The 11906-nt window shown below is 69.9% G+C and carries 10 protein-coding genes; 6 read left to right on the plus strand and 4 right to left on the minus strand.

Annotation, left to right across the window (positions count from 1 at the left end; translation table 11 throughout):
- The first annotated feature begins 342 nt into the window (after nucleotides 1–342).
- Complete coding sequence (locus ACFWMR_RS40140) at nucleotides 343–1461, plus strand: erythromycin esterase family protein (protein ID WP_378382179.1); 1119 nt, start codon at nucleotides 343–345, stop codon at nucleotides 1459–1461.
- A gap of 176 nt (nucleotides 1462–1637) precedes the next feature.
- On the opposite strand, the gene ACFWMR_RS40145 is transcribed toward ACFWMR_RS40140, so the two are convergent.
- Nucleotides 1638–4604 (minus strand): AfsR/SARP family transcriptional regulator, encoded by a 2967-nt coding sequence (locus ACFWMR_RS40145; RefSeq protein WP_378382180.1) that lies wholly within the window; start codon nucleotides 4602–4604, stop codon nucleotides 1638–1640.
- A gap of 90 nt (nucleotides 4605–4694) precedes the next feature.
- Nucleotides 4695–5402: a DJ-1/PfpI family protein gene (locus ACFWMR_RS40150; RefSeq protein WP_093938303.1), complete on the minus strand. Its 708-nt coding sequence runs from the start codon at nucleotides 5400–5402 to the stop codon at nucleotides 4695–4697.
- 99 nt (nucleotides 5403–5501) lie between these two features.
- On the opposite strand from ACFWMR_RS40150, the gene ACFWMR_RS40155 reads away from it, so the two are divergent.
- The 3 genes from ACFWMR_RS40155 (at nucleotide 5502) to ACFWMR_RS40165 (ending at nucleotide 8310) form a co-directional block, all read left to right on the plus strand.
- Nucleotides 5502–6479: a GlxA family transcriptional regulator gene (locus ACFWMR_RS40155; RefSeq protein ID WP_378382182.1), complete on the plus strand. Its 978-nt coding sequence runs from the start codon at nucleotides 5502–5504 to the stop codon at nucleotides 6477–6479.
- A gap of 41 nt (nucleotides 6480–6520) precedes the next feature.
- Nucleotides 6521–7951, plus strand: coding sequence for a YibE/F family protein (locus tag ACFWMR_RS40160; protein ID WP_378382183.1), 1431 nt, complete (start codon nucleotides 6521–6523; stop codon nucleotides 7949–7951).
- Nucleotides 7952–8034: 83 nt separating this feature from the next.
- Nucleotides 8035–8310 (plus strand): hypothetical protein, encoded by a 276-nt coding sequence (locus ACFWMR_RS40165; RefSeq protein WP_378382184.1) that lies wholly within the window; start codon nucleotides 8035–8037, stop codon nucleotides 8308–8310.
- Nucleotides 8311–8376: 66 nt separating this feature from the next.
- On the opposite strand, the gene ACFWMR_RS40170 is transcribed toward ACFWMR_RS40165, so the two are convergent.
- Both ACFWMR_RS40170 and ACFWMR_RS40175 read right to left on the minus strand, forming a co-directional pair.
- On the minus strand, nucleotides 8377–9033 hold the full coding sequence (locus ACFWMR_RS40170; RefSeq protein ID WP_093938299.1) for a hypothetical protein: 657 nt from the start codon (nucleotides 9031–9033) through the stop codon (nucleotides 8377–8379).
- Nucleotides 9033–9641 (minus strand): MBL fold metallo-hydrolase, encoded by a 609-nt coding sequence (locus ACFWMR_RS40175; protein WP_378275457.1) that lies wholly within the window; start codon nucleotides 9639–9641, stop codon nucleotides 9033–9035. The genes ACFWMR_RS40170 and ACFWMR_RS40175 overlap by 1 nt, the downstream gene beginning before the upstream one ends.
- Before the next feature lie 156 nt (nucleotides 9642–9797).
- Here ACFWMR_RS40175 and ACFWMR_RS40180 point away from each other — a divergent pair, with 156 nt between their 5' ends.
- Both ACFWMR_RS40180 and ACFWMR_RS40185 read left to right on the plus strand, forming a co-directional pair.
- Complete coding sequence (locus ACFWMR_RS40180; RefSeq protein ID WP_378382185.1) at nucleotides 9798–10652, plus strand: peptidylprolyl isomerase; 855 nt, start codon at nucleotides 9798–9800, stop codon at nucleotides 10650–10652.
- Nucleotide 10653: 1 nt separating this feature from the next.
- The gene (locus ACFWMR_RS40185) at nucleotides 10654–11439 is read left to right on the plus strand and encodes an aminotransferase class IV family protein (RefSeq protein WP_378382186.1); all 786 of its coding nucleotides are present in this window, start codon (nucleotides 10654–10656) and stop codon (nucleotides 11437–11439) included.
- The last annotated feature ends 467 nt before the right edge of the window (nucleotides 11440–11906 follow it).

Genomic DNA, 11906 nt, shown 5'->3' on the forward strand with positions numbered 1-11906 from the left:
CGTGAAGGCCTCCTTGAGGGACTCTGGGTCCCTCAAGGAGGCCTTCACGGACTTGGGAACGGCTCCGCCGGAATGGGGCGGTCGCTTCTGGCCGCGGTAGCTCGCAGCCAGGTAGTGAAGGCCTCCTTACCTACCCTGAAGGTAGCGAAGGAGGCCTTCACTAACTCAGGATCGCCCCGGCCGCACCAGTAGTCACAGCGGCTACGCGTGAAGGCCCCCTTCCAAGTACAGGAGGCGGACGAGGCGCCACCACCTACCCACCCGTTTGAACCTTGCCCGCAGCCCAACTCCCGAAACGCGGCCAAAGTTTCAACTGAAGCATCAACGATACGCTTGAACCTCATGAGTCAAGACATCCGAGACTTCGTGACCCCCTCCTGCGACCTGCTCGGCCTGGGCGAGCCCACGCACGCGACCCCGGTCTTCGCCGAGATCCGCAACGAACTGTTCGCGCAGCTGGTCGACCGTGGCTTCCGCTCGATCGCCCTCGAAACCGACCGCGTCGCCGCGCTCGTCGCGAACGACCACGTCCAGGACGGGACCGGAACCCTCGACCTCGCGATGAGCGAGGGCTTCACCCACGTCTTCGGCACCGTCGAAGCCAACCGGCGGCTGATCGATTGGATGCGCGAGTTCAACGAGAACCGTCCTCCCTCGGAACGGCTGTCGTTCCACGGCTTCGACACGCAGACCGAGAACACCTCGGCGCCCAGTCCGCGGCGCTATCTCGAGTACGCCCGCGATTTCCTGGAGCTCGACGTGGACATCGCGGGTCCGGCCGGTGACGACGAACGCTGGAGCCGCACCGAAGCCGTCATGGAGGCGGCTTCGTCGATCGGCGCCACGGCAGAGGCCTACCGGCTGCGCGCGATCGCGGCCGAGCTGCTCGCCGCGCTCCGCTCGCGGAAACCGGAACCGGTCACGGACGCGTGGTCACGGGCGGAACTCCACCTCATGGCGGGGATCGATATGTTGCGCTACCACAGGCAATGCGCGGAACCCCTGGAGCCGAACGAGCGGTACATGCCACTGTCCGCGGTCAGGGACGCCATCATGGCTCGGAATCTGCTGGAGATCCGCGCCGCCGAAGCCGGACGAGGCAGGACGCTGGTCTTCGCCCACAATCTCCACCTGCGCCGCCGGCCGAGCACGATGCGCATGGCCGGAACGGACGTCACCTGGTTCCCCGCCGGCGCGCTGGTGGCCCCGTTGCTCGGCGATCGCTACACCTTCGTCGCGACCAGCCTCGGCCGATGCGAGTCCATCGCGCTCGAAGAGCCCGAGCCCGACACCTACGAGGGCTTCCTGCGGAAGCACGTCACCACGGATTGGGGCCTGCTCCCCGCTTCCGACGTACCGTCCGCCCGCGTCCGGACCGATCCTGTTCCGCGGCAGGGCTACTTCCCGCTCGACCAAGGGCTCCTCGACGAGGCGGACGTCCTCCTGCATGTGAACGGCTAGGCCGACGAACCGGGTGACGCCTCCTGCCCTCGGAAGGCGTCACCCGGCCACGAGCACGCGCCGCCACCCCCAGTTCCGCGATTTCGGGGCGGCGCGAAGTCCGCTCACTTGAGCGAGAGTCAACACGCCGGGGCCATAACTTCGCCAAACTCGGCGGCCGGTGGTCCCTCGGCGGGCTATGCCGGGGTCGTTCCGAAGCGGATCTTCGTCAAGGCTTCACGAGTCCGCTCTCGCTGGCGTGTGCCCGTGTCGACGGCGGAAAGGTCCTTGAGCGCGCGCAATTCCCACACCGGGAATCCCAGTTCACGGAACAGCCCCGCGGCGGTGCGGAGCCCTTCGGCGGCTTCGGTCGCGGCGCCTTCATCCGCCCGCAGGCGCCCGAAGCTGAGCAAGGCGTATCCGCCGCCCCGGCGGTCACCGAGCTCGCGGAACGTGCTCATCGCGAGTCCCAGATGATCGGCGGCCCGGACGTGCTCGCCCGCGAGCCGCAGGGATTCGCCGAAACTCCGATGCGTGTACGCGGCGGCGTGCCGGTGCCCGGCGTTTTCGAACAGCTCCAATGACCGCGAAAGACAGAGTTCGCTCTCCCCCGCGTCGCCCGCTTTCGCGTGAAGATCGCCGAGACTGCGCAGGACGTGCGCCTCCCAGTGGCGTTCGCGCGAGCTCCGGGTGCCGGTCAGCGCGCTCGTCAGCAGATCGCCGGCCTCGTCCAGGCGGCCGTGCCGTCGCAGGACGTCGGCGTACCGCTTGGCGGATCTGTCGTGCTGGTGCCCGTCTTCGCAATGCAACGAGAGCAGCAGGCTCGCGTCGAAGCATTCCTTCGCCCGCCGGAAGTCGCCGAGGTCGTCCCAGAGCGAGCCGAACTGGGAAGACGCCATCGCCTGCCCGGCGAGGTCACCGCAGTCCCGCAACAGGTCCAGCGCCTCCCGCAGCGCGCCGACAGCCGCGTGGGTCCGGCCGGAGTCCGCGTCGACGTCGGCGAGCGCGACGAGCGCGGCCCCGGTGCCCCGCGGATCGCCCGAGGAGCGGAAGCGGGCCTCGGCCAGCGAATAGCAGGTCCTCGCCCGCGCCAGATCCCCCGCGTCGGCGTGGGAATGGCCGAGCTTCAGCAGTTTCTCCGCCTCCGCCGGAAGGTCGAGGCGATCGCGCACGACGCCGAACCCGAGCCAGGCGGCCGAACCGCCGTTCCGAGGACCGACGAGGTCGCTGTAGGCCTCGGCCAGCCGCGCGGTCAGCTCGGTCCAGCCGTGGTTCTTCGCGGTCCGGACGGCGAGCGCGAGGTTCGCGGACTCCGCGGCACGCCAGCCGACCGGATCGGCCGCGACCCGGTCCGCGGCCACGGCAGGCGCGTCGATGCGCCGAGGCGGCGGATACTCGGCGCCGAGCGCGGCCGAAGCGTGTTCGGCCAACGCCGCCATCACCGTCAGCGCACGCCGGAGAGCCACGGGGTCCGGCGCTTCCCGATGCGCGAGCCGGACCAGCCCCGGCAGCCGGTACCGGGGGAAACCGGCCTGATCCGGCTCGACGTGGAGCAGATGGTCGTCCACCAGGTCGTCGAGCAGCTCGGCAGCTTCGCGGGACGAACGACCCAGCAGGGCCGTCGCGAACCAGTCGGCGACCTCGGTCGCGCCGGGAAAAGCGAGCAACCGCAAGGAGTCGCGCTGTCCTGACGAAAGCTCGGCGAGGGCCGCGGCGAGCACCGGGCGGACGGCCAGGTCTCCGGCGGCGAGTTCGTCGAGGCGCAGGCGCTCGTGCTCCAGCCGCGCCGCGAACTCGGCGACGCTCAGTCTCGGCCGCTGCACCAGCTTCATCCCCGCCACGCGCACCGCCAGCGCGAGCCCGTCGCAACAGGCCAGCACCCGGCGGACGGCGTCCGGTTCGGCGGCCAGCCGTCCCTCTCCGGCGACCGCGCCGAGCAGCAGCCTCGATTCCGCGTATGGCAGCGGACCGATCTCGACCGGTCGCGCCCCGACCAGCCCTGCGAGCCGTCGCCTCGTCGTCACGATCGTCGCGCAGCCGGGACCGCTCGGCAGCAACGGCCGCACCTCGGCCTCGGACCGGCAGTTTTCGAGGATCACCAGCAGCCGCCGGTCCGCGGTGTGGCTCTGCCACAACGAGATCAGCCCGGCGCGGTCGGCGGGGAGTTCCGCTTCCGCGAAGCCGAGCGCGCGAAGGAACCCGGTGAGTACATCGCCGGTCTCCCGCAGATCGGCGACGAGCTGACCGTCCGGGAACCGCTTGCGCGTCCGCCACGCGGCTTGGACGGCCAACGTGCTCTTCCCCGCTCCCGCGGCGCCGTGCAACACGACCGGCGCGGGAGTCCGCACTGCGCGTGCGACGTCCGCGAGTTCCCCGGCTCTGCCGGTGAAGTCCGGCGTCGCCGGGGGAAGGCCGCACGGTGGACCTCCAGCCGACCAGCCCGTTCCGGCGATCCGGCGGTGGGTCGCGAGCAGGTTCTCCCCCGGCGAGACACCGGCGTGCTCCCACAGCGCCTGACGGCACCGGTCGAGGACGGCCAGCGCGGCGTCCCGGCGACCGAGCCCGTGCAGCGCCTCGGCGAGCCACCCGGCGAAGCGCTCGTCACCCGGCCGGGCGGCCAGTTCGGGTCCCAACCGGTCGGCGACCGCCTTGTGGTCACCGGTCGCGAGCTCCAGTTCCACGAGCCTTCCCAGTACCGAACACCGCTGATCTTCGAGCCACAGCCGGTGCGCCTCCACCAGCGGACCGGCCGGGACGTCGGCGAACGCCCGGCCGCGCCACAACCCCAATGCCCGTTCGAGCAGCGCCCTGCGTTCGGCGCCGGTCGCCGTCGCGGCCGAGCCTGCCAGCCCGGAGAAGCCGGCGGCGTCCAGCTCCCCCTCCGACACCGTCAGCCGGTACCCGCCCCGGCCCGCCCGCAGCCGCTGCCGGACGTCGTCCACCGGCACCCCGGGCGACAACGCCTTGCGCAGCTTGGAAATCGCCATCTGCACGACCGCGGCGGCGCTCGACGGCGGATCCCGCGGCCAGAGCTCGTCCACGAGGGTGTCCCGGTGGACGAACTCGTTCGGCCTGGTCAGCAGCACCGCGAGCACCCGACGGGGCTGAGCCGCCGACGGGAGCGGGACGGAGGCCCCGAGCGGGCCGAGCACCTTGAACTCCACTGACCACCTATCACCTGGACGGATGACCCGAATGTAACCCGGCGCAGTCCCCGTTTCGGCGGTTTCTCACCCGGATGGCCGCCCCCCTCGCTATCCGGTGTGCGCGAGCAGCTTGTCCCTCAAGGCGGGTTCGTCCGCGAGCGCCTCGTTCAGCGTGTGCTCCAGCAACGGCTTGAGGTCCCCGTACGGCCGCTTCGACCAGTCGAGCGGGCCCTGCGGCGGCTCCGGGTCGTACTCGATGACGAACTGGATCGTCCGCGCGATCTCGGCGCCGACGAGCCGTTCGACGAGGTGCAGCGCGAGGTCGATCCCCGCCGACACCCCGGCGGCGGTGATCACGTTCCCGTCCTCGACCCAGCGCTCGGCGACCGGTTCCGCCCCGAAGGCGCCCAGCAGTTCGCGGAACATCCAGTGCGTCGCCGCCCGGCGGCCCTCCAGGAGACCGGCCTGCCCCAGCAGCAGCGATCCCGTGCACACCGAGGTCACGAGTTCCGCGTTCTCCCCCGCTTTCCGCAGGTAGCCGATCAGCTTCTCGTCGGCCAGTGCCTTCAGTGTCGGCGCGGCGCCGCCGGGCACGAGCAGCGCGTACGGCGACGGGACCTCGTCGTAGGTGTGCGTCGCCACGAGCTTCAACGGGTTGTCGGTGACGACCGCGTCCTTCGTCTCGCCGACCACGACCGTCCGGTACTCCTGTCCCGAACTCGCCATCCCGTCCAGCACGGTCAGCGGCCCGACCATGTCGAGCGGGGTCATCCCCGGGTACACCACGAAGGCGATGGTCTTCTTGTCGTCTGTCATGGGGACAACCGTGTCGCAGGGACGAGACCTCGGCGGGCCGGATGTCCGGATTCCTGCGAACAACGTCCGACGGCCGGGCGCTACTGCTAGCGTTCGATCATGCCGGGTTCACCCAGAAGAGTGTTGATCGTCGGCTACAGCAATGCCGAAATGCTCGACATCGCCGGTCCGGCGGACGTCCTGGACGCCGCGAGCAAACTCGGCGGCAAGCCGGGGTACGAGATCATGCTCGCCAGCGTCGACGGCCGCGGCATCCGCTGCGAGTCCGGGCTGGTCCTCCAGGCGCAGCACCGGCTCGACCAGGTGGCCGGCGAACTGGACACGCTGATCGTCGCGGGCGGCACCGGGCACGAGGCTGCCGCCGCCGACCCGAGGTTCGTCACCCACGTCCGCAGGCTCGCGCAGCAGAGCCGTCGCGTCGCCTCGGTGTGCACCGGCGCCACCGTGCTCGCCGCGTGCGGACTGCTCAACGGGCGCCGCGCCACCACCCACTGGCGATTCGCCAACCGGCTCGCGACGAACTATCCGCTGGTGAACGTGGACCCGGTGCCGCTGTACGTGCGCGACGGCAACGTCTACACGGCGGCGGGCGTCACCAGCGGGATCGACCTCACGCTCGCGTTCGTCGAGGAGGACCACGGCCCGAGCGTCGCCAGGGAGGTCGCCCGCATGCTGGTGACCTACCTGCAGCGGCCGGGCAATCAGGCGCAGGTGAGCATGTTCCTGTCCGGTCCGCCACCGGAGAACCGGCTCGTCCGCGACATCACCGCGTACGTCGCCGAACACCTCGCCGGTGATCTCGGCACCACCGTCCTCGCCGAACGGGCGGGCATCAGCACCCGGCAGCTGACCAGGTTGTTCGACGCGCACCTGAGCACCACGCCCAGCAGGTACGTGCGGGCGGCACGGACCGAGAACGCGGCGAAACTGTTGTGCGGCACCGAACTCCCGCTGACTTCGATCGCGAGGCGATGCGGTTTCGGGTCGACCGAGACCCTTCGCCAAGCGTTCCTGGACCACTTCGACACCCCTCCTTCGGCCTACCGCCGAGTCCACCTGAGGCAGGCGTTCGGCTAGGCCGTGTGCGGGACGCGTCACGGACTGTGGAGGATATGCGGGTGAACCGCCGCGACATCTCCGACGACGACACCGGCCCGATTCGCCGGGTAACGGACACCCCGTCCGATCGTTCGCCCGGAACGTCCCGTTCGCCGCGCCGGACCCCGCCGCCGGAGGGCGCACGACGTCCCCGGCCCCCGGCACAGCGGCCCCGATCGGCCGAGCCGGGCAAGCGGCGCGCGGCCGAACCGAAGCCGGAACCGAAGCCCGAACCCAAGCCTGCCGGACACGGTCATGGGCACTCGCACGGTCACGGACCCGCCGCGCCCGCGTCGCGCCGGGTCCGGCAGCTGCTGATGTGGCTCCTGATCCCGCTCGCCGTCGCGACGGTCGCCGGCATGATCCTGCTCTACCCGTGGGGCAAGGATCCGGCGAAAAGTGTGTTCCCCCAGGGGACCCCGGTGAGCGCGACGGTCACCGCGACGATCACCGGGCCGTGCCTCGCCGAGGGCCAGGTCCAGGTCGGCGAGCCGCCGCCGGACGCGAAACCGTGTCTCACCAGCGAAGTGACGATGACCGACGGCCCCGGGGCCGGGAAGCCGCTGAAGCTGACGCTCCCGATCGAGCCGAGTACGCCGCGGTTCGCCGCGGGAGACAAGGTGGTGCTGTCCTACAACGGCGGCGACGTCGCGAATCCCGCGTCGTTCCAGATCGTCGACTTCCAGCGTGGGACGCCGTTGCTGCTGCTCGCCGGGCTGTTCGCGCTCGCGGTGATCGTGCTGGGCCGCTGGCAGGGGCTCGCCGCGCTGATCGCACTCGGGCTGAGCTTCCTGGTGCTGGCGCTGTTCGTGCTGCCGTCGATCCTCGCCGGGGAAAGCCCGCTGCTGGTGGCGATCGCGGGCGCGGGCGCGATCATGTTCGTCGCGCTGTACCTGACGCACGGGCTGTCCGCGAGAACCTCGGTGGCGGTGCTGGGCACGCTGGTGAGCCTGATCCTGATCGGCGTCCTGTCGGCGATCTTCTCGGCCGCGGCCTCGCTGACCGGCCTGGACGACAGCACGTCGCAGCTGATCGGCTCGCTCGGGCACGGGATCGACGCGCGCGGGCTGCTGCTGGCGGGTGTCGTGATCGGCGCGCTGGGCGTGCTGGACGACGTCACGGTGACGCAGACGAGCGCGGTGTGGGAACTGCGGCGGGCGAACCCGTCGCTGGGCTGGCGCGAGCTCTACGGCGCGGGTCTGCGGATCGGCCGTGACCACGTCGGTTCGGCGGTCAACACGCTCGTGATGGCGTACGCGGGGGCGGCGCTGCCGGTGCTGCTGTACACGTCGCTTTCGGGGGTCGGGCTCGGTTCGATCCTCGGTGCGGAGGACATCGCGCAGGAGATCGTGCGGACGCTGGCCGGCAGCGTCGGGATCGTCGCGGCGGTCCCGGTCACCACCGTGCTGGCCGCGCTGATCGCCTCGCGGGAGCCTCAAGAGTCCCTGTAGCCACAGGCACCCCAAAGGGCGAGTCCCCCTCGCGATCACGGGCCGGAGTCGGGTACGAAGAGGCCGCACCCGAGGTTCGCCGCGTGATCGGAGGGGCCATGTTCGACGCCCTGTTCGCCGTCCCGAGACAGCTGACCGCCGTCGCGCGGCGTGTACTCGTCTCCACGTTGGAGGCCGTCGAGGCGGTCCCCAGGATCGCCGCCGCGCTCGACGACGTGCGAGCGACGCTCAAGCATTCGGAGCGGCTGGCGACCTTCGCCGCGGGCGAGCTGCCGGAGATCGTCTACCAGCTGGAAGAGATCAAGGCCAGGCTGGAGAAGCTGGAAGCCGCCGAGGCCCACGCTGGGCAAGTGTCATGAAAGGGTCTTTCAGGACATATTTCGTCCTGAAAGACCCTTTCATGACACTCGGGAAGGCTCCGCGGCTCAGTCCAAGGTCGCCACGAAGCGGCTGACGGCCTCCATCGTGAACCGCTGGATGTACTTCCCGCTGGGAGCCGCCGAGGCCAGCCGGTAGAGCGGCCGTTCCGCCGCCGCGTCCCCGCGTGCCTCCGACTTCAGCTGCGCCACCAGCAGCTCCGAGAACACCAGGCCGTTCGCGTCGGTGTTGTTCAGCAGCGCGTTCGCCAGCTTGCGCAGTTGCAGGATGCCGAGTTCGCGGCCGCCCGCGCCGGAGTACACGGCCAGGTCGACCTTCGCCACCTTGCGGCGTTTGCCCGCGTTGACCAGCAGGCTGACCGTCCGGGTGCCACGCACGTCGCTGATCACCAGGTCGATGCGCTCGGCCGCGGTCAGGTCGATCCGACGCACGCCCCAGGTCCGCACGATGAGCGTGTCGGCTTCGAGCCAGACCCGGCGGCGCAGGTTGTACAACATGATGTAGATCAGCGGCAGCGCGATCACCCCGGCGACCACGAGTCCGACGATCTCGCCGCCGATCAGCCCGGCGATCCCGCCGAACGCGGCCGCGAAGATCACCACACCGGCGATGCTGGAGCAGCCGCGCCTGCGGCGGAGCTTGGGGTCGTCGTGGAAAAGCGGGAGACGCTCAGGGGTCTCGGGCGTCCCGGTCGGCTCGGTCATCACGCGCCCGTCCCGGCCAGGAACGGGTTGCCCGCCCGCTCTTGCCCGATCGTCGTGGCCGGGCCGTGCCCCGGGAGGACGACGGTGTCGTCCGGCAGCGTCATCACCTTGGCGCCCAGGGACCGCACGAGTTCGTCGCCGTCGCCGTCGGACCGGCCGATCGAACCGGCGAACAGGCTGTCCCCGGTGAGCACGATCCGGCCGCCCTCGGCGGAGGTCAGCCCGAAGACCACCGAACCGGCGGTGTGTCCCGGTGTGCGGGACACCGTGATCTCCAGTCCGGCCAGCCTGAGCGGGCCATCGGCGAGTGACACGATCCCGTCCTTCCGTTCCCCGGCGCCCGGCCCCAGGAGTGGCCGGTCCGCCTCGTGCAGATAAAGAGGTATCCCGTGGCGCGTGCCGATCTCGTCCGCCGAGGCGACGTGATCCGGGTGGCCGTGGGTGGCGAGCATCGCGACCGGCGTCAGGCCGTGTCCGGAAAGTGCCGCCTCGAGCGGTTCGGCGACGCCCTCTCCGGGATCGACGATCACGCACTCCCCGCCGCCGTCCGCGGCGAGCAGGTAGCAGTTGGCTTCGAGGGGGCCTGCCGGAAATCCGACAACCAGCACGAAACGCCTCCTCAGATCTTCCGCCGAACAGGTGACAGGATGGCCCTGATCACGATCAAGTAAGCCTAGCGGCCCCTGTACGGGGGTCTCACAGGCTGTGCCCATAGACTTCCGCTACCTCAGACGTGTGACATCGAGTGGAAACCGGGAGGGCGGGTGCCGACCAACCAGCAGCGCCGCGAAGCCGCGAAGCGCAAGCTCGAGCGACAGATCGTGCATCGGGCCGAGAGGGCCAAGCGACGCAGGATCGTCGGCTCGGTGGCGGTCGTCGGCGTCGTCGCGATCGTGGCAGGCGCGGTGTGGTGGATCGTCAGCACTAACAGTGGTGACGACGCCGCCTCCGACGCTTCCCCGAGCTCGGCTCCTCCGACCCCCGAGGTCACCATCCCCACGGAGCGCACTCCGTTGCCGAAGCGGCCGACGCCGCTGGCGAACCCGGTGGCCTGCGATTACAAGGACGACTCCTCCAAGCAGGCGTCGAAGAAGGTGAACAAGCCGGAGGGCAAGGACGTCTCTTCGAACGGCACGGTGAACGTCGTGCTGAAGAGCACCGCGGGCGACATCCCGCTGACGCTGGACCGGGCGCTCGCCCCGTGCGCCGTCCAGAGCTTCATCAGCCTCTCCCAGCAGGGCTACTTCAACGACACCAAGTGCCACCGGCTCGGCACCAGCGGCCTGCAGATGCTGCAGTGCGGCGACCCCGAGGCCAGCGGCATGGGCGGCCCCGGCTACACCATGCCGGACGAGGCGTTCAAGGAGATCAAGTACGGCCGCGGCATCCTCGCGATGGCGAAGACGCAGCAGCCGAACTCCGGCGGAAGCCAGTTCTTCATGGTCTACGGCGAGGCTGAACTGCCCGCGGAGTACTCGGTCTTCGGCAGCATCTCCGACGAGGGCCTGAAGGTGCTCGACAAGGTCGCCAAGGCCGGCGCCAACGTCCAGGGTGGCAATGGCGACGGGACCGGCCCGCCCAACACCGAGGTCAAGTTCACCGGCGTCACGGTCGCCTGACTTGAAGCTGGAACTCAACGGCGCGCCCGCCCGGTCGGAAGACCTGGCGGGCGCGTTCGGCTATGGCCACTTCACCGCGATGCAGGTCCGCGACGGCAAGGTCCGAGGTCTCGACCTCCACCTTCGGCGGCTCGAGACGAGCACCCGGCGGATGTTCGCGAGCGAACTCGACACCGAGGCGGTGCGCGGCTACGTCCGGCAGGCCATCCGGGGTGAAGACGCGCTGTCCGTGCGGGTGCTGATCTTCTCCCGCGCGATGGACTGGTCCGATCCCGGCGCGCCCGCCGCCCCGGATGTCCTCGTCCGGACAGGGCCGCCGAAGGAACACGAGCTGACGCCGTTGCGCCTGCGCTCCGTGAGCTACGAACGGGTGTTGCCGGAGGTCAAGCACGTCGGCACGTTCGGCCTGGTCCACCACGCTCGTGAGGCGATGATGGCGGGTTACGACGACGCGGTGTTCGTCGACTATCAGGGCCGGATCAGCGAAGCGTCGATCTGGAACGTCGGTTTCCTCGACGGCGGCACGGTGGTCTGGCCGCAGGCTCCCGTGCTGGACGGAATCAGCCAGCAACTGATCCGGCGCGGCTTGACGCGCTACGGAGTCCCGCAGGAGACCCGCGAAGTCCGTCCGGCGGATCTGCCGGGGTTCGACGCCATGTTCCTGACCAACTCGGAATCCGTCGGCTGGCCGGTGGCGTCCGTGGACGACGTCGCGCTGCCGTTCGCGGCGGAGACCGGCCGGATCCTGACCGAGGCGTACGAGAGCAACCCCTGGGACGAGATCTAACCGGCCACAAGAGACACTCTCACCAGCCGGAACGCCCGTTTTGAGTACTTTGCGCAGTCTCACGAGAGGGTCGTGAGTGGCGTTGGGTTCTGGCGGATTCGTATTCAGCTGCCCGCTGGTGTGACCGGTCGAGTGTGGAGGATTGGGGACGTTGAACGTCCCGGATCCTCCACGCTCGGTCTGTTGGTGTGGGAGTCGGGGCCGTGCACGTCCTGGGTCTGTCGTCGGTGGGGCCCTGTTTCGTCGTGCTGCTGGATGGCGGCGTGGTCGACCGGGGAGGATTCCGGACGTTGAGCGTCCGGAATCCTCCCCCGTCACCTCGTCTGCCCCCGGTCGTGCTGGGTACCCCTGACGACGATGTAGGAATTGGGACGTTGAACCTGGATGCACCGGTGTTGATGTGGTTTTGGGGTGTGTCTGGGTACGCAGATGCCCTCTGACTTGGGATGATTGTTCTTGCGAAGGAA

Origin of the sequence: Amycolatopsis thailandensis (assembly GCF_042723255.1) — a bacterium.
Taxonomy (GTDB): domain Bacteria; phylum Actinomycetota; class Actinomycetes; order Mycobacteriales; family Pseudonocardiaceae; genus Amycolatopsis; species Amycolatopsis thailandensis.

What these genes read in the sequence shown, in the direction of transcription:
- ACFWMR_RS40140 (WP_378382179.1), top strand. Translation starts at nt 343, where the DNA reads ATGAGTCAAGACATCCGAGACTTCGTGACCCCCTCCTGCGACCTGCTC.
- ACFWMR_RS40150 (WP_093938303.1), bottom strand. Translation starts at nt 5,402, where the DNA reads ATGACAGACGACAAGAAGACCATCGCCTTCGTGGTGTACCCGGGGATG.
- ACFWMR_RS40155 (WP_378382182.1), top strand. Translation starts at nt 5,502, where the DNA reads ATGCCGGGTTCACCCAGAAGAGTGTTGATCGTCGGCTACAGCAATGCC.
- ACFWMR_RS40170 (WP_093938299.1), bottom strand. Translation starts at nt 9,033, where the DNA reads ATGACCGAGCCGACCGGGACGCCCGAGACCCCTGAGCGTCTCCCGCTT.